Source organism: Aeromonas sp. ASNIH1 (assembly GCF_002934285.1).
Classification (GTDB): Bacteria; Pseudomonadota; Gammaproteobacteria; order Enterobacterales; family Aeromonadaceae; genus Aeromonas; species Aeromonas caviae.
Genome location: NZ_CP026228.1, coordinates 56,414 through 76,757, shown reverse-complemented (window position 1 = coordinate 76,757; position 20,344 = coordinate 56,414). Strand labels below are relative to the sequence as shown.

Here is a 20,344-nt window from a genome sequence, read left to right as displayed (position 1 = left end):
GCGCCTTTGGCCGCAGGGTTTGTCCAAGCTCACAAAACCGGATCGGCAAACGTCATATGATCCCCAGCATTCTGAGTCTTGCTCTCCTGCCTGATGGCAACTTCATGTAAATCAAAGAGAATGACTATGGCTACCGGACAATATCTGCTGTGGAAAGATGCACAGGGTCACGATTTTCGCCCCGTTGCACTGACGGGCACCAATCTGCTCAACGATCGCAACCTCAACAAGGGTACCGCCTTCACCGAACAGGAACGGGCCGATTTTGAGCTGGGCGGCCTCTTGCCGCCTCAGGTGCAGACCTTCGAAGCCCAGCTGGAGCGGGTCTATGAGGCCTTCCTGAGCGCCTGTAGCGACATCGAGAAGTACCAGAACCTGCGAGCCCTGCAGGATCGCAACGAAACCCTGTTCTACGCCCTCCTGTCCCGCCACGTGGAGGAGATGACTCCCTACATCTACACCCCGACCGTGGGCAAGGCGTGCCAGGAGTTCAGCCACCGCTTCCAGAAGCCGCGCGGCCTCTACATCACCCCGAAGAACGTCGATGACATGGGCTCCCTCGCCCGTCACATGGACGCCAAATCGGTGCGCATCATAGTGGTGACCGACAGCCAGGGGATCCTCGGCATCGGCGATCAGGGGGTGGGGGGCATGGGCATTCCCATTGGCAAACTCGCCCTCTACACCCTGGGGGCCGGCATTCACCCCGCCTGCTGCCTGCCCATCGCGCTGGACGTGGGCACCGACAACCAGGCGCTGCTGGATGACCCCATGTACCTGGGTCAGCCCCACAGGCGCATTCGCGGCAAGGAGTACGACGACTTCATCGACAAGTTCGTGGCCGGAGTCAAGCGCCACTTCCCCAACGCCGTGCTGCAGTGGGAGGACTTCAGCAAGTCCAACGCCTTCAACAACCTGGCCCGCTACCAGCAGGCGCTGCCGTCGTTCAACGACGACATCCAGGGCACCGGGGCCGTGGTGCTGGCGGGCATCATAGGGGCTGTCAAATCCAAGGGGGAAACCCTGGGCCAGCAGCACTACCTGGTCTACGGGGCCGGAGCCGGCGGAGTTGGGGTGGCGGATCAGATCTGCGCGGGGATGATCCGCGAGGGGCTTGACCCGCAGGCGGCGCGGGATCGCATCTACATCCTGGATACCCAGGGGCTGGTGTGTGACAACCGCGAGGGGCTGGATGAGTACAAGCGCCGCTACGCCAAGCCGGGCCTCTTGCTGGCCCAGTGGGATCTGCAGGGCAAGGCGGGGCTGACCGAGGTGCTGCGCCACGTGCCCATCACCGTGCTGCTCGGCACCAGCGGCGCCGGTGGCGCCTTCCAGGAGGAGCACATCCAGCTGATGCTGACCCACTGCGAGCGCCCCATGGTGTTCCCCCTCTCCAACCCCACCGCCAACTGCGAGGCCCTGCCGGAAGACATCTTCCGCTGGAGCCAGGGGCGCGCCATCGTCGCCACCGGCAGCCCGTTCAAGGACGTGCACCATGAGGGGCAGGATTATCGCATCGGTCAGGGCAACAACGTCTTCATCTTCCCCGGGGTGGGGCTGGCGGCCATCGTCAGCCAGATCCGCGAGATAAGCCCGGACATCTTCACCACCGCCGCCTTTGCGCTCGCGGAGTGCGTGAGCGAGGCGGATCTCGCCCGGGGCACCGTCTACCCGAGGATCAGCGAGCTGCGCAACATCTCGGTGCACGTGGCGACCGCAGTGCTCAAGGATATCGTGCGCCGGGATCCCTCCCACCCGCTCATCGGTCAGGATCTGCAAGAGCACATCCTGAGCCATATGTGGGAGCCGGTCTACCTGCCCTATCGCCGGGTCTGAGGTGCGACCTGCCCGCATGTGTCGCGGGCATGACGATGCCATAGAAACAGAGAGGGTGGCCCAGGCCACCCTCTCTGTTTTCCGCCCTGCTGTGTGTGCGGGGCAGGACGCTGCCACCTATTGAGTGGGCGGGGGCACCAGGCGGTCATCGACGCTGCCATCGCCCCGAAGCTTGTTGCCATTGGCGTCGACGGCGTCCACGCCGTTGTCATCCACGCTGCCATCACCTCGAAGCTTGTTGCCATTGGCGTCGACGGCGTCCACACCGTTGTCATCCACGCTGCCATCGCCCCGAAGCTTGTTGCCATTGGCGTCGACGGCGTCCACACCGTCCACACCGTTGTCATCCACGCTGCCATCGCCTCGAAGCTTGTTGCCATTGGCGTCGACGGCGTCCACACCGTTGTCGTCCACCCGGCCACCGGCATGACGCTCCCCGCCTGCATGCTTGTCGCCACCGCCGTGGCGATCGCCGCCAGCGTGCTGGTCGCCACCGGCATGTTCGCCCTGACCACGGTCATCGCCGCCGTGGCCGCTGTCGTCCCCGCCATTGTTTCCGTTATGGCTACTATCGCCTCCATTTCCGCTATTGTTTCCACTGTGGCTACTATTGCCCCCACCGCTGCTGTTGCTGCCTCCGCCGCTGCTGTTGCTGCCTCCGCCGCCGCTGTTGCTGCCTCCGCTACCACTGTTGCCGCCGCCTTCCCCCCCTTTGTTGTGCACGATCAGCCCATTGGCCACATAGCTGTGGCTGCCATCGAGGATCAGGTTGAACAGCGCCGTGGCGGGCGGGGCATCAACCCAGGAGAGGGAGGTCACCGGCAGTTCGACAGGGTGCGGCGCCAGCGCCAGGTTGCCCGCGCTGCCCCCCTCTGACCAACCCAGCAGGTGCATGCCGGTAAAGAGCGGCAGCACGGCGAGGGCCGGGTTTTCGGTGCGAGTCATGGCCGGTGCGATGGCCGCCCAGCCCCGGGTGGTGAGGAAGGGGTGCTCGGCGGTAAAGAAGGGGGGCAGATGATTGAGCCCGTAGAGCCTGCGCGCCCCCAGCGCCACCCGCTCGATGGCCTGGATGCGGTTGCTCTGCCCGTGCCTGCCCCGCACCCGATCGCCGATCCGCAGGGTCTCGATGGGGCGTTCGCAGCCATCGGCCATCAGGATGCGGGTACCGGCAATGAAGCAGGACTTGGCATGGGCCTGGTTTACCTGCCACTGGTGGTGGTCGAAGTCATAGCTCAGCGGGGTGGCGAACAGGGCCAGGGCGATGGCCGAACCCAGCAGCAGTCGGCGCTGGCTGGGTTTGAACGAGGGCAGTGACATGGGGAACTCCTTGTCGGTGTGGGGTCACGCCTTCGAGTATAGAGAGGGGATTGGGGCGATATCTGCGTCGACCAGTTGAAAGCCTTATCATGTCAACTCGCCGGAAAAACGATTGGCGTTGGCCATAAAAGTGCGTAAAATCGCTTCCTCGATGCTTGTAGCAGCGAATCCCGCCTAAAAAGCCAGTTTCATGCCCTCCCCAAGCAGTAAAAGGCAACAAATGACGCCGTTTGGCCTGTTGGCTGCCTTGAAAACGTCTTGTGATGACTGAAAAGTGTCAAATATCCCTGTCAGTTATCAAAAAATTAAGGATACCCATGTTTTCCTTGGTCAAGCAAAGCGTCGCCGGGCTGCAAATTCTGTTTGTCGCCTTCGGTGCCATGGTGCTGGTGCCCCTGCTCACCGGTCTGAACCCCTCCATGGCCCTGCTTGGCGCCGGTGTAGGCACCCTGCTGTTCCAGCTCTGCACCCGTCGTCAGGTGCCGATCTTCCTCGGCTCCAGCTTCGCCTTCATCGCCCCCATCATCTATGCCACCCAGACCTGGGGCCTGCCCTCCACCATGTTCGGTCTGTTTGCCGCGGGCTTCATGTATTTCATCCTGGCGGCCATCATTCGCGCTCGTGGCATGGGCTTCGTGCACAAGCTGCTGCCCCCCGTGGTCATCGGTCCCGTCATCATGGTGATCGGCCTGTCGGTGGCCCAGGTAGCCTGCAACATGGCCATGGGCCGTGCCGGCGGTGAGCAGGTGGTGCCTGCCACCACGGCGCTGACCCTGGCGGGCATCTCGCTGGCGGTCACCCTGATTGCCGCCGTGTTCTGCAAGGGCTGGATCAAGCTCATCCCCATCCTGTGCGGTGTCATCGCCGGTTATGTCTCTGCCGTGCTGATGGGCCAGGTGAGTTTCGATGGCATGGTCAACGCCCCCTGGCTGGCGCTGCCCCATTTCGAGACCCCGGAGATCAACTGGGCCGCGGCCCTCTTCATGCTGCCGGTGGCCATCGCCCCCTGCATCGAGCACATCGGCGGCGTGCTCGCCATCGGCGGCGTGACCGGCAAGGACTACACCAAGGATCCGGGCCTGCACCGCACCCTGGCCGGTGACGGCATCGGCGTCTGCTTCGCCGGTTTCATCGGTGGTCCCCCCGTCACCACCTATGCGGAAGTGACCGGCGCCGTGATGATCACCCGCAACTTCAACCCGGTCACCATGACCTGGGCCGCGGTGTTCGCCATCATTCTGGCCTTCTTCGGCAAGTTCAACGCCCTGCTCACCTCCATCCCCATGCCGGTGATGGGCGGCATCATGCTGCTGCTGTTCGGATCCATCGCCGCCATCGGTCTCAAGACCCTGGTTGAGTCCAAGGTGGATCTGGGGCTGTCCCGCAACATCGCCATCGTGGCGGTGACCCTGACCGTGGGTGTCGGCGCCCTGGAGATGAAGATCGGTGACTTCGCCCTGGCGGGCGTGGGGCTGGCCTCGGTGGCGGCCATCCTGCTGAACCTCATCCTGCCCCAGCACTCCGAAACGGGTGCCATGGAGAGCGCCAAGGATTAAGCGCCTGGCTTGCTGTACGTTGAGATGATGAAAAAGAGGCCACCTTCGGGTGGCCTCTCTTTCTTTGCCTGCGTACCACTGAACCCGGCCTCCCATGTGAAGCGGCTACACTCAGGGGCACCATTGACGGGAGAGGACGAAAGGATGAAGAGGGCATGGATCCTGGCCCTGCTGGGGCTGATGGGGAGCGGCGCGGCCGAGGCCGGTGCGGTGCGCTACGAGGTCGAAGGCAAGCCGTTCGAGGGCTATTACCTGGCGGGTACCGACAAGGATGCCCCTCTGGTGGTGCTGGTGCACGACTGGGACGGGCTCAACGGTTACGAGATCAAGCGGGCCGAGATGCTGGTGGCCCTGGGCTACAGTGTCTTTGCCGTAGATTTGTTCGGTGCCGGGGTCAGGCCGATCACGGTGGAAGACAAGAAGCGCCTCACCGGGGCCCTTTATCAGGACAGGACCAGGATGCGCACCCTGCTGCAAGGGGGATTGGCGGAGGCGGGCAGGCAGGGGGGGCGGCTCGACAATGCGGTGGCCCTCGGTTACTGCTTCGGCGGCGCCGCCGTGCTGGAGCTGGCCCGCAGCGGGGCGGATCTCAAAGGGGTGGTGAGCGTGCACGGCGGGCTGGAGACCCCGGCCGGGCAGGACTACAAAGAGGTGAAGGGAGAGTTGCTTGTCCAGCACGGCAGCGCCGACGAGGCGGTCTCTCTGGGTCAGTTTGCAGCGCTGGTGGCCGAGCTGGAGAGCGCCGGGGTGAAGCACGAGGCGACCAGCTACAGCGGTGCTCCCCACGCGTTCAGCGTCTTTGGCTCGGACAACTACCGCGCCGATGCCGATGCCAAGTCCTGGCAGCGTTTCACCGGTTTCCTGAAGGAGGTGACCGGCTCCTGAGGGGGCCGGCTCACGCAGGCCATGGCAGTGCCATGGCTTTTTTTATGCCCGTTTTTCGCCATCTCAGGGGAGGGCGAGCACCCTCACCCACATGGCCCCCTTGCCCACCTCGCTCCGTGGGCCCGGGGTGAGCTGGCCGCTTTCGGGGTCGATGGCATGCAGCGCCACCTCATGGGAGTGCTGCCCGGTCGCGATGAGCCAGTGGCCGCTGTGGTCGATGGCAAAGCCCCGGGGACAGGCCTCGGTCGGGAAGTGGCCGAGGGGGGTGAGGGCGCCATCTTGGGGGGAGACGCCGAACAGGGTGAGCAGGCTGCTGGCCCGTTCGCTGGTGTAGAGAAAACGTCCATCCGGGGTCAGGTGCAGGTCGGCGCCCCAGCGCTCCCCCTCATAGCCTGGGGGCAGCATGTCCAGGCTCTCGCGCGCCACTATCTGTCCGTCCGCCTCCCTGTGGTAGCGATTGAGGGTGGCATCGAGTTCGTTGAGGCAATAGAGATCGCCGTTGTCCGGGTGCAGGGCCAGATGGCGGGGCCCGGCGCCGGGGGCGGTGTGAATGTCCCCCAAGGGATGGGGAACCAGCTTCTCGTCCACCAGGGCAAAGCGGCGCACCCTGTCCTCCTTCAGGCAGGCCACCAGCAGCTCCTGCTCCCCGTTTTGCCCCGCAAGCCAGGTGACCGAGTGGGCCGCCATCAGGTGGTCGAGACGCTGGTGAGGGGGCTGCATCCGGCCCGCCTGATCCTGGCGGGAGACGGTGACGTGGTTGAAGGCGTAGGAGGCGGCAAAGAAGAGGCGGCCGCTCCCATCGGTGCAGGTGTGGGAGGCGCTGCCGAGCAGCGGCGCCGAGGTCGGCGCGCCGAGCCGCCCATCGGCGGAGATGGGGAAGCTCAGCACCCGAAAATCGGGGCGCACCCCCGCATGGAGCCAGCGCCGGTCCGGGCTGATGACCAGGGGCTGCACCTCGCCGCCGGTCTGCACTTCCTGCAGCGGGGCGAGGGTGCCTGCCTCGAGGCGAAACACATGGATCAACCCGCTCACCGGGTTGGCCACATAGACCACTTGTTGCATTGTATCTCCTTTGCGACGGCCGTCCGTCGGGTCAAGGGAAAGGGGAGTCCCGGCGTCTCAGGCGGGGATCAGGATCTCGCGAATGACGGGCACCACTGACAGTGCCAGCAGGGCTGCCATCACCTGGTTGAAGCGGCGACGGGCAAGATCGTTTGCCAGCCAGCGCTTGAGCAGGGAACCGCACAGGAGCCAGAGTCCGACACAGGGGAAAGAGACGATGAAGAAGGTCAGGGCGATGACGAGGTGCTGTTCAAAAGGGTCGCTCCCCGCGCTGGTGAAGGCGGCGATGGCGCCGGTGGCGACCACCCAGGCCTTGGCATTGACCCACTGGAACAGGGCTCCCTTGAAAAAGCCGAACGGGCGGGTCCCGTTGCTGTCAGCCATCCCGTCCGTCGGGCGGGCGATGAGCCAGGCAAGATAGAGCAGATAGAGGGTGCCCGCGCACTTGATGAACAAGTGGAGTTCGGGGAAGCGGGTAAAGAGCTGGCCAAAGCCCAGCCCCACCAGCAACAGCATCAGGGTGAAGCCGACGCAGATCCCCATGAGCAGGGGCAGGCTCTTGCGTATCCCGACGCTGGCGCCGGCGCTCATCACCATGATGTTGTTGGGGCCGGGGGTGACCGATGCCGAGATGGCAAAGAGCACCACGGCGTAGAGCGAGTCCATTGGGTTCCTCGTGCAGACAGTCCGTTGTCTTCCCTATATTGGGGGCGATCTGCGCTTTCCAAGGCGGGGGGCGGGCAGAAAAAAAACAGGCCCCGTGACGGGGCCTGTGAAGCGGGCGGGATCAGACGGGCTGGTTCCCCGCCGGCGGCAGCGCCGGGCGGGATTCCACCTTCTGTTCGTCTCCCTGCATGTTCTTGATGTAGACGTCCATCTGGTTGAACGCGATCTCGATGCCATGCTCGCGGAACAGCACGTCGATGCGGCGGTTCAGCTCGTCGATGGCCGGGTTGCGATCCCCCAGCTCGCTCACGAAGAAGCGCAGCTCGTGATCCAGGGTGCTGGGCCCGAAGGTGAGGAAGTAGACGATGGGGGCCGGGTCTTTCAGCACCCGGCTGTTCTCCATGGCGGCCTGCATCAACAGCTTGCGGGTCAGATCCAGATCCGAGCCATAGGCCACTCCGACCCGGGCGATGACCCGGGTGACGGTGTCGGACAGGGACCAGTTGATGAGCCGCTCTATCATCAGCTGCTGGTTCGGGATGATCACCTCCTTGCGGTCGAAGTCGGTGAGGGTGGTGGAGCGGATCCTGATCTTGTTGACCGTGCCCGAGATGGTGCCGATGGTGACGGTGTCGCCGATCCGCACCGGGCGCTCGAACAGGATGATGATGCCCGAGATGAAGTTGGAGACGATCTGCTGCATGCCGAAACCGATACCGACCGAGAGACCGGCGGCCAGCCACTGCAGCTTCTCCCACTGGACCCCGAGCATGGCCAGCGCCGTCAGGCTGCCCACCCCGATCAGGGCGTAGTTGAGCATGGTGGTGAAGGCGTAGGCCGTGCCCTGGGCAAGGCGCAGCTTGGAGAGCACCAGCACCTCCAGCAGGCCCGGCAGGTTGCGGGCCAGCGACAGAGCCGCACCAAACACGAAGAGGCCGGTCAGTACGTCGCTCAGGCTGATGGGATAGAGCACGGCGTTGGCCCCGGTCCCCTCGCTCTTGTGCCACAGCACCACGCTGTCGAGGTAGGTGAAGACCGCCACCAGATCAGACCAGAGCCAGTAGAAGGCGACGCCGAACACCAGCAGCAGCATGATGCGGGTCAGACGCAGGGACTGCTGGCTGACCTCTTCCAGATCCATGGGCTGCTCTTCGATGGCTTCGCCCCCTTCTGCATCCTCCTGGGTCTTGTGCTCCCGCTTGGCGACCGCGCGGCGATAGGCCAGACGACGGGCCGCCAGCTCAAGACCGCGCAGGGCGGTGCGATAGACCAGACCCCAGATGATGATGAGGTAGAAGGACTCGATGAGCCTGCCGGTGAGTTTCAGGGCCGTGTAGTAGTAGCCAAGGGCTGCCAGCACCATCAGGGCCACCGGCGCCAGCGCCAGGGCGACGGCGGTCAGGGTCTGCAACATGCTCGCCTCGCCCTTGATGCGGGCGCGGGAGATGGGCAGCACTAGGTAGGCGGTCAGCCCCAGCAGCAGCATGGTCATGCCCTGGCCGATGACGTCGTTGCCAAGGGAGGAGGGTTCCACCACCGCCTTGGTCGACAGCATGATGAGGGGCAGCAGGGGCAGCCAGAGGTAGCGCATGCTGTTGCGCTTGGCCTGCAGCTCGTCCCGCGGCATGCGGAAGTGGGTCTCGCCGATGCCCCCCGGTCGCATCACCGACAAGTAGACGCTGAACACCAGGTAGCCGAGGGCCAGGTTCAGGGTGATCTGGAAGATGAGTTTCGGGCTCAGCAGACCGCAATAGGCGAGCAGCAGGCCGGCGGCCAGGATGAAGAGGGTGCCCGGCAGGCGTTGCAGCACGGTGAACAGTAGGGCACGGGGGGTGTGCCACTGGCTGTCCTGACGAAAACGTCCCAGATCCTTGACGATTTTCTTCTGGCGCTCGAGCAGGGTGCCGCGCTTCCACAGCAGCAGGCCCCCCACCAGCAGCAGTGGCAGGGAGAGCAGGGAGACCGCCAGCAGCATGTCGCCCCAGCCGCTCCAGTCCGGTTTCAGCACCCAGTCGGAGGCCTGCTTGAAGGCCTGGGCCGGCCAGGTGATGAACCACTTGGCGTCGATGGGCTTGTTGCTGCTCACCCAGAAGATGTGCTGTTGCAGGGTGAACTCGATGGAGGCATAGACCCGGGTCAGCTGCTGCTGGGTCAGTTGCAGGCTGATGGCGTTGGTGAGCTGGGCATCCATCTGGCGGTTGAGCTGATCCAGCAGGCCGATGCGGGTGTCGATGAGCTTGGCAAGGCTGGCCCTGTCTTCGTCGCTCACCGACTCGCCGCTGCTGGCGATGAGGTTGTCCAGATACTGGTTCTTCTGGAACAGCTGGTCACGCTGCTGGCTCAGTTCGAACTGGGCCAGGTGCAGGTCGGCGATCTGCTCCTCCAGGTTCTTCACCAGGGTGGAGGGGGCCGCTTCCAGTTGCTGGTAGAGCTGATAGAGGATGCGCGAGAGCAGCAGGTTGCCCTTGAGCATCTGCACCTGTTCGTTGAGGTTGCGCTCGGTCTGGGTGCCGCGCTCCAGCATGCTCTTCGCCTGCAGGTTCTTCTGGGCCAGGGTGTTGAGGCTGTTGGTGGAGCTGATGAGCTGCTGGCTGAGCTGGTAGTTGAGCTCCTGCTCTTTTTGCACCAGGGGGTTGTCTTCGGCGGCCACCAGCTCGCCGGTCTCTTCGGCGGTCTTCTCGGTATCCCCCAGGCGCTTGGCGCTGCTCTGCTCCTGCAATGCCTGCAGTTTCTGCTCTTCACTGGCGAGGCGGGCACTCTGGTAGTCCCGTTGCTTGACCACCAGATCCTGCATGCTGGTGCGGTTGTCCAGCTCCTTTTGCAGGTTGGCCAGTTGCAGATCCAGCAGGGCCAGCTCGGCGCCCAGCTTCATCTTCTCGGCGCTGCTCACCCCGTCCCCGGCGTTGAGGCGGGTGCGGATCTCCTGGCTGCGCTGATAGGCGCGGCTCATGCTGGCCTGGGCCCGCTCCGGCAGGGTCTGCAGGTTGGTGATCTGGCTGCCGATGGTGCCAAGGGCCTCCTGGGCCGCCTGCATGTTGGCCATGATCTCGGGTTGGCGGGCATCGAGCTCTGCCAGGCTCATGGTGGCGTATTCGCTCTTGAGCTGCTCCGGGCTCTTGCCCTGGGTCAGGGCGTCGAGCTTGGCGCCGATCTCCTTGAGCTCTGTCGGCAGGGTGCGCAGGCGTTCGCTCTGGGTTTTGGCCTTGCTCTTCTCCTTGTCGATGCTGTCGAGGAGGGAGAGGGTGTCAGTCAGGAACTTCTGGTCCGCCTGCTGGCTGGCCGTGGGGGTGTCCGATTTGCCGAGGGCATCGAGCGCCCGCTGCACGGTGGCGCGCTGGGGCAGATCCTGCGCCAGGGTGCTCGGGGTCCAGAAGGTGATGAGTAAACAGAGCAGCGGCAGCAGGGTGGCCGAGGCTCTTTTGAAGCGTGTTGAGAGCATAAAGCGTCCGGGTGATTATGCGATGTTCGGGGGATTTTCCACCAGGGTAAAATCCGCGTGGATTCTAGCACCGGCGCAAGAGGGGCAGCAGGGGGAGAGATAAAAAAAAACGGCGCCCGCAGGCGCCGCTTTCATCGGTTCAGGACTGATTACAGTACGTGAACGGAGGCGGTGTTGGTGGTACCGCTCGGTACCAGGGCACCGGAGACCATGACAACCACGTCACCCTTCACGCCCATGCCGATTTCCAGCGCGGCTTCTTTGCCGATGCGATAGAAGTCGTCGGTGGAGGCGATGGAGTCAACCACGTGAGCAACCACGCCCTTGGTCAGCACCAGCTGGGCAGCGGTCTTCTTGTTGGTGGTGATGGCCAGGATCCAGGCTTTCGGGAAGTACTTGCGGATGGCCTTGGCAGACTTGCCGCCTTCGGTGGCAACCACGATCAGCGGGGCGTCCAGCTTCTCGGAGGTCTCTACCGCGCCTTTGCAGACCGCTTCGGTGATGCGCAGCTTGTTGCTGTCGTTGGCAGCAGACAGGTTGGACGGCATCACGGCATCGGTACGCTCGCAGATGGTGGCCATGATGGTCACGGCTTCCAGCGGGTACTTGCCCTTGGCGGACTCACCGGACAGCATGACTGCGTCGGTACCGTCCAGGATGGCGTTGGCCACGTCGCCAGCTTCGGCGCGAGTCGGACGCGGGTTCTTGATCATGGAGTCCAGCATCTGGGTGGCGGTGATGACCACTTTGCGGGCTTTGTTGCACTTCTCGATGATCATCTTCTGGGCGAAGATCACTTCTTCTACCGGGATCTCGACACCCATGTCGCCACGGGCAACCATGATGCCGTCGGAGACAGCCAGGATCTCGTCGAAGTTGTCCAGGCCTTCCTGGTTTTCGATCTTGGAGATGATCTGGATGTTCTCGCCGCCGTGGGCTTTCAGGTGCTCACGGATTTCCAGCACGTCTTCTTTCTTGCGAATGAAGGAGGCGGCAACGAAATCAACGCCTTGCTCGCAACCGAAGATGAGGTCGCGCTTGTCTTTCTCGGCCAGGGCCGGCAGCTTGATGGAGACGCCCGGCAGGTTGATGCCCTTGTTCTCGCCCAGGTCACCGTTGTTGAGCACTTTACAGATCACTTCGCGCTCGGTGATTTCGATGACGTCCAGGCCAATCAGGCCGTCGTCAACCAGGATGCGGTTGCCGACGCGCAGGTCGCTGGCAAAACCGGCATAGGTGACGGCGACTTTGTCTTTGTTGCCCACCACGGTCTGGTCGGTGGTGAAGGTGAAGGTCTGGCCGGCGACCAGGGAGACGTCGTTGCCGCCTTCGAGCTTGATGGTGCGGATTTCCGGACCCTTGGTGTCCAGCAGGATGGCTGCGTGCTTGCCGGTTTCGGCCATGACAGCGCGCAGGTTGCTGATGCGGCCACCGTGTTCGGCGTAGTCGCCGTGGGAGAAGTTCAGGCGCATGACGTTCATGCCGGCATCCAGCATCTTGCCCAGCATTTCTTTGGATTCGGTCTTGGGACCGATGGTGCAGACGATTTTGGTCTTTTTCATGTCAGTCTTCATGGTTAAGGAATTTCCGCCGTGCAATATACACCAGTTTTTGGATACTTTTTATGATCCAGAAACAACGTTTTGAGCGAAAACGGCCTCAATTTGAAAGATAACGTTTTCGATCACAGCTCATTTTAGGGGCTAAAATAATTGATTTTCCGCAACTGAGGCCATTTGGTTCCCATTTCTGGCCCCGCATCCTGCCCGATCCCATGTTGTTAAATGACAAACAACAGGGCCCCATTGCGGGGGCGATCCGGCCCGATGCCGTTGGCCGCCATCCAGTGTAGTCACTCCCTCCCGCGGCGTCAGGACGAAGCAACGCAAGGCTGGAGCCGGTAGGCCTACAGCGGAAAAAAACGCCGCCCCTCCCGGCACGCCGGGAGGGGCGGCAGCCCTCTGGATCAGCCGAAGAACCAGTAGCCGCGGTTGACCAGCCGGGTCAGCAGTTGCAGGAAGCCCGCCTGATCGGCCAGTTCCACCAGCGCGTCCTGGGTGATGATGTCCTTGTCGCACAGGAGTGCGATGGCGGCCGGATCCTCGCTTGGCAGGGTCCAGGCTTCGCCGTCGATGTAGCAGGTGCGGCTCTCGCCGCTGAACCAGACGCTGCGCAACCCCGGCACCTTGATGGCGGGCTCCCCCTGGCTCAGCAGGTCGGCCACCTCGTCGGCGCTGTAGTCCGGCTCCACCGGATTGACGTCCAGATCGTGCTTGGCCTCGGAGATCATGGTGCCGAACCACTCCTTGAACAGGGTCTCGTCGTCGAGGGCCTGTTGCATCAGCTCCCGCAGGCGGTGCAGCTCATGGGGCTGGATTTCCCCGTGGCGGGCGCGGGGCTGGAGGTCCGGGTCGCCGTAACGGTCGGTGCGGATCTCGTTGTCGATCAGGTGATCGGCAAAGGAGGAGACAAGGGCCTTGGCGTCCGGTGCGCGGAAACCCACCGAGAAGTTCAGGGAGGGCTCGATGGCGTAGCCCTCGTGGGGGAATCCGGGCGGGATGTAGAGGATGTCGCCCGGCTCCATGATGACGTCGATGATCGCCTCGAACGGCTCGCAGTGCAGCAGGGCCGCGTGGGCGGCGAACTCGTTCAAGGGCTTGGCATCGCCGACCCGCCAGTGACGCTTGCCCTGACCCTGGGTGATGAAGACGTCGTAGTTGTCGATGTGGGGGCCGACCCCGCCGTGAGGGGTGGAGAAGCTCACCATCACATCGTCAAAGCGCCAGCCCGGGATGAACTGGAAGGGCACCGCCAGCTCGTGCACCTCGGGTACCCAGTGGTTGCACGCCTGCACCAGCACGGTCCAGTTCTCTTCCCCCAGGTGATCGTAGGATTCGAAGGGGCCGTGGGCCGCCTCCCACTTGTTGTTGAAGCGGGTGACCAGGCGCGATTCGATCACCTCTTCCATGGCCAGACCCGCCAGCTCGTCCGGGCTGATGGGATCCTGAAAGTCGGTGAAACCGCCCTTGATGAGGAGCGGGCGCTTCTGCCAGTAGTGCTCGAGGAAGTGAGCGATATCCAGATTGAGTTGGTACATGGTGCTTCTCGTATCTTGTGAGAGGGCTTGCCCAAGGCGGGCTTGGGCAAGGGCTCTGAAATGGCCCGATAGAGGGTGATCATATCAAATGGGCCAAAATCAACGGGGGCCCTGCCGTCATGACAGAGCCCCCGCCGGTTCGGTTACATCACTTATTTCAGCAGATCGACCAGACGCTGGGCGTCGCCGATGTAGTTGGCCGGGGTCAGCTTCTTGAGTTCGACCTTGACCGCTTCCGGCAGTGCCAGGGTGTCGATGAAGGTGCGCATCCCTTCGGCGTCGACGCGGCGACCACGGGTCAGCTCTTTGAGCTTCTCGTAGGGCTTCTCGATGCCGTAGCGGCGCATCACGGTCTGGATGGGTTCCGCCAGCACTTCCCAGTTGGCGTCCAGATCGGCGGCCATGGCGTCCGCGTTGGCTTCCAGCTTGGAGATGCCCTTCAGGGTCGCCTGATAGGCAATCAGGGAGTAACCCACCGCCACACCCAGGTTGCGCAGCACGGTCGAGTCGGTGAGATCACGCTGCCAGCGGGAGATGGGCAGTTTGCTCGCCAGGTGCTGGAACACGGCGTTGGCCAGACCCAGGTTGCCTTCGGAGTTCTCGAAGTCGATGGGGTTGACCTTGTGGGGCATGGTGGAGGAGCCGATTTCGCCGGCGATGGTGCGCTGCTTGAAGTGGCCCAGGGAGATGTAACCCCAGACGTCACGGTCAAAGTCGATCAGGATGGTGTTGAAGCGGGCCAGGGCGTCGAACAGCTCGGCGATGTAGTCGTGGGGCTCGATCTGGGTGGTGTAGGGGTTCCAGGTCAGGCCGAGAGAAGTGACGAACTCCTCGGAGAACTGGTGCCAGTCCACATCCGGGTAGGCGCTGATGTGGGCGTTGTAGTTGCCCACGGCACCGTTGATCTTGCCCAGCAGCTCCACCGCCATGATCTGCTTGAGCTGGCGCTCCAGACGGTAGGCGACGTTGGCCATCTCCTTGCCCATGGTGCTCGGGGTCGCCGGCTGACCGTGGGTACGGGAGAGCAGCGGCATGTCGCGGTACTCGACGGCCAGGCGCTTGATCTCGCCGATGAGCTTTTCGCAATAAGGCTTGATCACCTCTTCCCGGGCGGTCTTCAGCATCAGGCCGTGGGAGTTGTTGTTGATGTCTTCCGAGGTGCAGGCGAAGTGAATGAATTCGCTGACGGCGGCCAGCTCCGGGTTCACTTCCACCTTCTCTTTCAGGAAGTACTCCACCGCTTTCACATCATGGTTGGTGGTGCGCTCGATCTGTTTGATGCGGGCGGCATCCTGCTCGTTGAAGTTGCTGACGATGCCGTCAAGCACGGCATTGGCTGCCTCGCTCAGGGCAGGGACTTCCGGGATCCCGGCGTGGCTGGCCAGTTTTTGCAACCAGCGCACCTCGACTTCGACGCGAAAACGCAGCAGACCGAATTCGGAGAAGATAGGGCGCAGGGCATCGGCCTTGTCGCCATAACGACCGTCAATCGGGGAAACGGCAGTCAGCGCGGACAGCTCCATGGGGTGAACTCCTGATGATTGGTGTGGGGGTTAAAATCGTTTGGCCAGTTCCACCATCTTCTTGCGGGCGAAGATGATCTGGGTACGGCTGCCGCCGAGCTGGCGCCACAGCACCACGGCGCGGATGCCTGCGAGCAGCAGGGCGCGCACCTTGTGCTGCACCAGGGGCTGCTGCAGGAAGAGCGGGGTGCCCGCCACCTGGATGCGCGGCCCGATGGGGCTGATAAGGTCGCTGTAGATGCTCGCCATGTTGGCCAGGATCTGCTCGTCGAGCAGATCGAAATGCTGTTGCTGGCGGCCGATCTGGCTGATCCGCTCCCCCAGCATGTTGAGGATGTCCTTGCGCTTGGCGAGCTTGCGCTCCAGCGCGATCAGGCTCACCACGTAGCGGGTCAGCTCGGCATTCTTCTGGCTGCCGTCGGCCCCCAGCTGTTCCACCAGGGCGCGATAGCCGTCGCGAATGGCCAGGTGGCTGCCGAACACTTCCAGCGGCTGCGTGGGGTTGGTGACCAGAATGCTTTGCAGGCTCTCGCGCAGGGAGGCTTCGTCGCAGGAGCCGTCACGGGCCACTTTCTGCACCAGATAGGCGGCCTGGCAGATGCCTGCGAAGGCCATGGTTCTGTCTTGGAATTTGTCGCTCATATCTTCACGGCCCTGTTCTGTTCATTCACTGGCAGATGCCCGCAGCAGGTCATGATCCGGCCTTGGAATGTATCGCTCACGTAGGCTGCCTTCTGCTATTGGCTCAAATCGGATGGCTGAAACGTTGTTCGATGATGCCGCCGCCCAGACACACTTCCCCGTCGTAGAAGACGGCGGACTGGCCCGGGGTCACCGCAGCCTGCTTCTCGTCGAAGATGACCCGGATGGTCTCATCGTCGATGGGCTGGATCAGGCAGGGGATATCTTCCTGCCGATAGCGGGTCTTGACGGTGCAGCGGCGCGGCGCGCGAATGGGGGTGCGATCCACCCAGTGCAGCTGGCTCGCGACCAGGCCGTCGGAGTAGAGGCGGGGGTGTTCCCCTTGCGCCACCACGAGGGTGTTGCGTTCCACCTCTTTGTCCACCACGTACCAGGCCTCTTCGGTGGCATCTTTGCGACCGCCAATGCCAAGCCCCTTGCGCTGGCCCAGGGTGTGGTACATCAGCCCCTGATGCTCGCCGATGATCTTGCCGTCCACGGTTTCGATGGGACCGGGCTGGGCGGGCAGGAACTTGGCCAGGAAGTCCTTGAACTTGCGCTCACCGATGAAGCAGATGCCGGTGGAGTCTTTCTTCTTGGCGGTGATGAGATCCAGCTGCTCGGCGATGCGGCGCACCTCGGGTTTTTCCAGATCCCCGACCGGGAACAGGCTCTGACCCACCTGGGCTTCGCTCAGGGTATAGAGGAAGTAGCTCTGATCCTTGTTGGTATCCAGACCGCGCAGCAGGCGCGGGCGGCCGGTGCTGTCGTCACGGCGCACATAGTGGCCGGTGGCGATGTAGGTGGCCCCCAGCTCTTCGGCGGCGAATTCCAGGAACGCCTTGAACTTGATCTCCTTGTTGCACAGGATGTCCGGGTTCGGGGTGCGCCCCGCCTTGTACTCTTCCAGGAAGTGCTCGAACACGTTGTCCCAGTATTCGGCGGCGAAGTTGATGGTGTGGAGTTTCATCCCCAGCTTGTCGCAGACGGCCTTGGCATCAGCCAAATCCTGGGCGGCAGAGCAGTACTCGTCCGTGTCGTCTTCTTCCCAGTTCTTCATGAACAAGCCTTCGACCTGATAGCCCTGCTGCTGGAGCAGGTAGGCCGAGACGGAAGAATCCACGCCGCCGGACATGCCGACGATCACCTTGATTTGGCTGTTGTCTGTCATTAGTCGAAGTTACCAGTTCGTTTAAACGGGGCGTATTCTACCAGAGTTTTGCGCCCCCGGTCACATCTCCCTGCCGCCGTTCCCCTTGGAAGCCCGGCGGCGGGAAATCGTTTTTCTAGTCTCGGCCCCATAGCGTCAAAAAGAGCGTCCAATGGCGCTTAGATGAAGGCCTTAAGGGCCGACAGCGGCAGGCGGGTGCCTGCCAGATAGTCCTGGATGCACTGCCACACCAGGGGGCTTCGCAGGGCGGGCTTGCACTCGGCAATCTCCTCCAGGCTAAGCCAGTGACAGGCCAGTACGTCACCGTCGGGATCCTCTGGATGGTGCTGACCGGGCGACTTTTCAAGGTCGAAGATGACGGCGGTGCGCACAAAGGTGGCCTCGCTGTCCGCCGGTTTGAAGAGGTAGACCCCAAGCCAGCCGGTGGGCGCGGCGGTGAGTCCGGTCTCCTCCTTCAGCTCGCGGCAGGCCGCCTGGATGAGATCTTCTCCCGGCTCCACGTGGCCGGCGGGCTGGTTGAAGCGGCGCTGGCCCGCAATCTCCTCTTCCACCAGCAAGAAACGCCCCTGCCAGTGCACCAGAGCGGCCACGGTGAGGCGGGTGGGCAGCGGTGGGTGATCGCTCATAAGGACTCCTTGTCTTGTTGGCTGTGCCCCGGCGGGGGCGCTCGATGCAGATCCGCAGTCGCCTTCATTCAGAGGGCTTGGTGCGAGACGGACGGCGGGCGGTGGTGCGCCCGCCGCTGCGATTGGCCTGGCGCGGGTCTGCCCCGCGGCGGTCCCGCCCCCGGGGTGGCTCCTGATCTGTTGGCCGGGCGGTGCGGGGGGCGCTGCGGCCAGTGCCCCCGGCTGCGGCGGATGCCCGTGCTTTGCCTTGCGTGGCGGCTGGTCGTGGCGCGGGTGCCAGCTCGGGGGCGAGCAGGGCGCGGCTCTCTCCCGGCGCCAGACCATCGAGGGTCCACTCCCCGATGGCGTAGCGGATGAGGCGCAAGGTGGGGTGGCCGATGTGGGCGGTCATGCGCCGCACCTGGCGGTTGCGCCCCTCCACGATTGTTATCTCGAGCCAGCAGGTGGGGATCTCCCTGCGCTCGCGTATGGGCGGATTGCGTGGCCACACCGCAGGGTCATCCATGATGCGCGCCCCGGCGGGCAGGGTCATGCCGTCGTTGAGTTCCACACCGGCGCGAAGGGCCGCCAGTTTCTCCTCGCTCGGGATGCCTTCCACCTGCACCCAGTAGGTCTTGGGGGTCTTCTCTCCCGGCTGGGTGAGGCGTGCCTGCAACTTGCCGTCGTTGGTGAGCAGCAAGAGCCCTTCGCTGTCTCGATCCAGCCTGCCCGCGGCATAGATGCCGGGCTCGGTGATGTAATCCTTGAGGGTCTCGCGGCCCCCTTCGTCGGTGAACTGGCAGAGCACCATGTAGGGCTTGTTCAGGAGCAGCAGCTTGCGATCCACCGGGGCGGTGGCCGGTTTGCGCTCGTTGACGCTCCCTGGGTGCCGGGCCTCCCGGCGTTGGGATGGGGGCGCCGTGGTGGGCCCGCTTGCCGTGCTGCCTGCGTCAGGGCGGGCGGAGAGGGAGAGACGGGGACGGGCTGATTTCATCGCATGCCTACCAAAAACAGGGGATGGCGGAGTGTACCACAGGGGGCGGCCATCAGGGGGAGAGCGGGGCTCACCCTCTCGGGTCAGGGGGAGGCGGTGTCCGGCGCCAGTGCGAGGGAGAGGCGCAGCATGTCCTTGTGCTGGATGCCGTGCTCCATCAGGGGCTCGGGATAGTGGATGAGGAAGTGATCCTTCACGACGGCATGGACGCGAAAGCCGTGGCGCTGGTAATAGGTGAGCTGGTGGCCGAAGCTGCCGGTACCGAGCTCGACGCGGCCTACCCCCTTCCCGGCCAGGTTCTCCAGCACGAAGCGCAGCAGGCCGGAGCCGATGCCCTGCTGCTGGCGGTTGGGGGCAACGGCGATGTTGAAGATCTCGGCGGTTTGCTCCCCCACCAGGCCCGCCACGCAGGCCCCCACGACCTCGTTGTCCGCCAGGGCGGCAAAGCCCCAGGCCCCGGGCAGGTAGGCGGCGATGCGCGACGCGGCGGGATCGGCCTCCAGCAGCAGGGCCAGCGGCAGGTGGGCGGGGTTCATCTCGACAAACGTCATCCTTGTTTCTCTCCCTGTTTGTGACGGCGCGCGCCGCGCAGCACGATGGCGGGCTTGACCGATGTGGTGGCCCGGACGGCGTTCCTCTCGCACGGCATCTCGCCCGGTGTGGATGCCACCAGCCGGATCAGGGTCTGCCACGGCTGCTTGCCGTGGGCACGCCCTTGCCCCTGTGTCCCGATGGGGTTCACCCGCGTCTCAGTGGGCGTCATGCCGGGGAACAGGGGGACTGGTCCCCGGGATCGGCGCCGGGCGGTTGAGCAGGAAGACCACCTCGCCACGGTAATGGGGGGAGGCGGCCAGTGTTGTCTGCCAGGCGGGATCCCACTCCCCATCCTGCACCAGCCCTACCTTGAACGGGATGGTCAGGTGCGCCATGGCGGGCAGATAGGCCTGATAGCCCGGCACCGTGCGCGTGCCCTGATAGGTCTGGATCACCAGCTCGTCCACGGGCAGGCGATTGAGCTCTGCCACGTCCCCCGTTTTCGCCCAGTCGAGCAGCCCCGTCACGCTGAGCTTGCACCCGGGAGGCAGGGCACGCCGCAGTTGTTGCAGGGCGTTGCCATAGCGATCGAGCTGGCGGGTCGCCGCATCGAAGTCGATCTGGATGCCCGCCACCCTGGCCCCGGCCGCGCGCCACCCCTCGTAGAGGCGCACCAGCACCTGCTCGTGGGCGGGGGAGAGGGGGAGGGCGTTGACACGCACCACCAGCCAGACCTGCCCGGCCTTGAGGGGGGAGGGAACCCGCCCCAGCTTGACGAAGCGGGGGCCGCCGGGCCTGTCCAGGATCTCCCCCTGATGCAGATAGAGGGTGCTGGCCTGTTCCAGTACCGGCTGGTGGCGGGTGGCGGACCAGAGCCAGAACCCGTGATAGGCGCTGGCATCGACACTGGCCTCAAGGGGGGTGGCCAGGGCCGTCAGCAGCAGCGCCAGCAGGGCGCGTTCAGAGCGTCTGCTCATG

General features: G+C 64.0%; 17 protein-coding genes. 3 read left to right on the top strand and 14 right to left on the bottom strand.

Annotated elements, in window-relative coordinates; translation table 11 throughout:
• Positions 1-126 precede the first annotated feature (126 nt).
• Positions 127-1,836: an NAD-dependent malic enzyme gene (locus C2U37_RS00305; RefSeq protein ID WP_102948722.1), complete on the top strand. Its 1,710-nt coding sequence runs from the start codon at positions 127-129 to the stop codon at positions 1,834-1,836.
• Positions 1,837-1,953: 117 nt separating this feature from the next.
• Here C2U37_RS00305 and C2U37_RS00300 read toward each other — a convergent pair whose 3' ends face one another.
• The gene (locus tag C2U37_RS00300) at positions 1,954-3,153 is read right to left on the bottom strand and encodes a Hint domain-containing homing endonuclease (RefSeq protein WP_049636644.1); all 1,200 of its coding nucleotides are present in this window, start codon (positions 3,151-3,153) and stop codon (positions 1,954-1,956) included.
• A gap of 317 nt (positions 3,154-3,470) precedes the next feature.
• Between C2U37_RS00300 and C2U37_RS00295 the strand changes: the two genes are divergently transcribed.
• Together C2U37_RS00295 and C2U37_RS00290 are read left to right on the top strand one after the other, a co-directional pair.
• Entirely contained in the window at positions 3,471-4,709 is a 1,239-nt protein-coding gene (locus C2U37_RS00295; protein WP_041213272.1) for a uracil-xanthine permease family protein, read from the top strand.
• Positions 4,710-4,853: 144 nt separating this feature from the next.
• Complete coding sequence (locus tag C2U37_RS00290; protein WP_049636645.1) at positions 4,854-5,594, top strand: dienelactone hydrolase family protein; 741 nt, start codon at positions 4,854-4,856, stop codon at positions 5,592-5,594.
• 63 nt (positions 5,595-5,657) lie between these two features.
• On the opposite strand, the gene pgl is transcribed toward C2U37_RS00290, so the two are convergent.
• The 13 genes from pgl to C2U37_RS00225 form a co-directional block, all read right to left on the bottom strand.
• On the bottom strand, positions 5,658-6,656 hold the full coding sequence (pgl, locus tag C2U37_RS00285; RefSeq protein WP_102948721.1) for a 6-phosphogluconolactonase: 999 nt from the start codon (positions 6,654-6,656) through the stop codon (positions 5,658-5,660).
• A 57-nt stretch (positions 6,657-6,713) separates the two neighbouring features.
• Positions 6,714-7,322: a LysE family translocator gene (locus tag C2U37_RS00280; RefSeq protein WP_102948720.1), complete on the bottom strand. Its 609-nt coding sequence runs from the start codon at positions 7,320-7,322 to the stop codon at positions 6,714-6,716.
• Between the two features lie 121 nt (positions 7,323-7,443).
• Positions 7,444-10,761 (bottom strand): mechanosensitive channel MscK, encoded by a 3,318-nt coding sequence (gene mscK, locus C2U37_RS00275; protein WP_102948719.1) that lies wholly within the window; start codon positions 10,759-10,761, stop codon positions 7,444-7,446.
• Between the two features lie 149 nt (positions 10,762-10,910).
• Positions 10,911-12,323, bottom strand: coding sequence for a pyruvate kinase PykF (pykF, locus tag C2U37_RS00270; protein WP_010673615.1), 1,413 nt, complete (start codon positions 12,321-12,323; stop codon positions 10,911-10,913).
• A 404-nt stretch (positions 12,324-12,727) separates the two neighbouring features.
• Positions 12,728-13,858 (bottom strand): ribosomal protein uL16 3-hydroxylase, encoded by a 1,131-nt coding sequence (locus C2U37_RS00265; RefSeq protein WP_102948718.1) that lies wholly within the window; start codon positions 13,856-13,858, stop codon positions 12,728-12,730.
• A 152-nt stretch (positions 13,859-14,010) separates the two neighbouring features.
• The gene (gene purB / locus C2U37_RS00260) at positions 14,011-15,381 is read right to left on the bottom strand and encodes an adenylosuccinate lyase (protein WP_042014264.1); all 1,371 of its coding nucleotides are present in this window, start codon (positions 15,379-15,381) and stop codon (positions 14,011-14,013) included.
• Between the two features lie 30 nt (positions 15,382-15,411).
• Positions 15,412-16,023 carry a high frequency lysogenization protein HflD gene (gene hflD / locus C2U37_RS00255; RefSeq protein WP_010673618.1) on the bottom strand — a complete coding sequence of 204 codons (612 nt, stop codon included), beginning with the start codon at positions 16,021-16,023 and terminating at the stop codon, positions 15,412-15,414.
• Between the two features lie 103 nt (positions 16,024-16,126).
• Positions 16,127-17,233: a tRNA 2-thiouridine(34) synthase MnmA gene (gene mnmA, locus C2U37_RS00250; protein ID WP_102948717.1), complete on the bottom strand. Its 1,107-nt coding sequence runs from the start codon at positions 17,231-17,233 to the stop codon at positions 16,127-16,129.
• A gap of 158 nt (positions 17,234-17,391) precedes the next feature.
• Positions 17,392-17,859, bottom strand: a complete 468-nt coding sequence (locus C2U37_RS00245; RefSeq protein WP_039039255.1) for an NUDIX hydrolase — start codon at positions 17,857-17,859, stop codon at positions 17,392-17,394.
• Positions 17,860-17,923: 64 nt separating this feature from the next.
• Positions 17,924-18,832, bottom strand: coding sequence for a pseudouridine synthase (locus tag C2U37_RS00240; RefSeq protein WP_104451705.1), 909 nt, complete (start codon positions 18,830-18,832; stop codon positions 17,924-17,926).
• 83 nt (positions 18,833-18,915) lie between these two features.
• Positions 18,916-19,383 carry a GNAT family N-acetyltransferase gene (locus tag C2U37_RS00235; RefSeq protein WP_102948715.1) on the bottom strand — a complete coding sequence of 156 codons (468 nt, stop codon included), beginning with the start codon at positions 19,381-19,383 and terminating at the stop codon, positions 18,916-18,918.
• A complete protein-coding gene (locus C2U37_RS00230; protein ID WP_173418149.1) occupies positions 19,380-19,574 on the bottom strand; it encodes a hypothetical protein in 195 nt (64 codons plus the stop codon). Before C2U37_RS00230 ends, C2U37_RS00235 begins: the two co-directional genes overlap by 4 nt.
• Positions 19,575-19,581: 7 nt before the next feature.
• Positions 19,582-20,343, bottom strand: a complete 762-nt coding sequence (locus tag C2U37_RS00225; RefSeq protein ID WP_102948714.1) for a DUF3142 domain-containing protein — start codon at positions 20,341-20,343, stop codon at positions 19,582-19,584.
• Position 20,344 lies beyond the last annotated feature (1 nt).

What these genes read in the sequence shown, in the direction of transcription:
- C2U37_RS00295 (WP_041213272.1), top strand. Translation starts at nt 3,471, where the DNA reads ATGTTTTCCTTGGTCAAGCAAAGCGTCGCCGGGCTGCAAATTCTGTTT.
- C2U37_RS00280 (WP_102948720.1), bottom strand. Translation starts at nt 7,322, where the DNA reads ATGGACTCGCTCTACGCCGTGGTGCTCTTTGCCATCTCGGCATCGGTC.
- C2U37_RS00305 (WP_102948722.1), top strand. Translation starts at nt 127, where the DNA reads ATGGCTACCGGACAATATCTGCTGTGGAAAGATGCACAGGGTCACGAT.
- pgl (WP_102948721.1), bottom strand. Translation starts at nt 6,656, where the DNA reads ATGCAACAAGTGGTCTATGTGGCCAACCCGGTGAGCGGGTTGATCCAT.
- C2U37_RS00265 (WP_102948718.1), bottom strand. Translation starts at nt 13,858, where the DNA reads ATGTACCAACTCAATCTGGATATCGCTCACTTCCTCGAGCACTACTGG.
- purB (WP_042014264.1), bottom strand. Translation starts at nt 15,381, where the DNA reads ATGGAGCTGTCCGCGCTGACTGCCGTTTCCCCGATTGACGGTCGTTAT.
- C2U37_RS00240 (WP_104451705.1), bottom strand. Translation starts at nt 18,832, where the DNA reads ATGAAATCAGCCCGTCCCCGTCTCTCCCTCTCCGCCCGCCCTGACGCA.
- mscK (WP_102948719.1), bottom strand. Translation starts at nt 10,761, where the DNA reads ATGCTCTCAACACGCTTCAAAAGAGCCTCGGCCACCCTGCTGCCGCTG.
- C2U37_RS00225 (WP_102948714.1), bottom strand. Translation starts at nt 20,343, where the DNA reads ATGAGCAGACGCTCTGAACGCGCCCTGCTGGCGCTGCTGCTGACGGCC.
- pykF (WP_010673615.1), bottom strand. Translation starts at nt 12,323, where the DNA reads ATGAAAAAGACCAAAATCGTCTGCACCATCGGTCCCAAGACCGAATCC.
- mnmA (WP_102948717.1), bottom strand. Translation starts at nt 17,233, where the DNA reads ATGACAGACAACAGCCAAATCAAGGTGATCGTCGGCATGTCCGGCGGC.
- C2U37_RS00300 (WP_049636644.1), bottom strand. Translation starts at nt 3,153, where the DNA reads ATGTCACTGCCCTCGTTCAAACCCAGCCAGCGCCGACTGCTGCTGGGT.
- C2U37_RS00235 (WP_102948715.1), bottom strand. Translation starts at nt 19,383, where the DNA reads ATGACGTTTGTCGAGATGAACCCCGCCCACCTGCCGCTGGCCCTGCTG.
- hflD (WP_010673618.1), bottom strand. Translation starts at nt 16,023, where the DNA reads ATGAGCGACAAATTCCAAGACAGAACCATGGCCTTCGCAGGCATCTGC.
- C2U37_RS00290 (WP_049636645.1), top strand. Translation starts at nt 4,854, where the DNA reads ATGAAGAGGGCATGGATCCTGGCCCTGCTGGGGCTGATGGGGAGCGGC.
- C2U37_RS00245 (WP_039039255.1), bottom strand. Translation starts at nt 17,859, where the DNA reads ATGAGCGATCACCCACCGCTGCCCACCCGCCTCACCGTGGCCGCTCTG.